We start from the raw sequence: 261 nt of genomic DNA, 5'->3' as shown, positions 1-261 counted from the left end.
TCTCGGTCACCCCGCCCGAGGTCACCGTGTAGCTGTAGCTGTCGGTCCCGTTGAAGTCCGCATTCGGCGTGTAGGTGATCGTGCCATTGGCATTCACCACCGCCGTGCCGTTGCTCGCCTGGACCGCGATCGTGACCGCCTCGGTGCCCTCGAACGTGTCGTTCGCCAGCACGTCGGTGGTGACCGCCGTGTCCTCGTTGGTCGTGTCGCTGTCCGCCGCGATGTCCACCACCGGGTTGACCGTCACCGTCACCGTCGCCG

At 66.7% G+C, this 261-nt stretch carries 1 protein-coding gene; it reads right to left on the bottom strand.

From position 1 onward, the window contains the following. A partial coding sequence (locus tag ACWPMX_RS15195; protein ID WP_455700945.1) for an Ig-like domain-containing protein occupies window positions 1-261 on the bottom strand: 261 nt, incomplete at both ends.

The sequence above is a fragment of the Tsuneonella sp. HG094 genome, from assembly GCF_053819285.1.
Note: the sequence above shows the minus strand (reverse complement) of the source record. Positions and strands in the feature narration are given on the sequence as shown.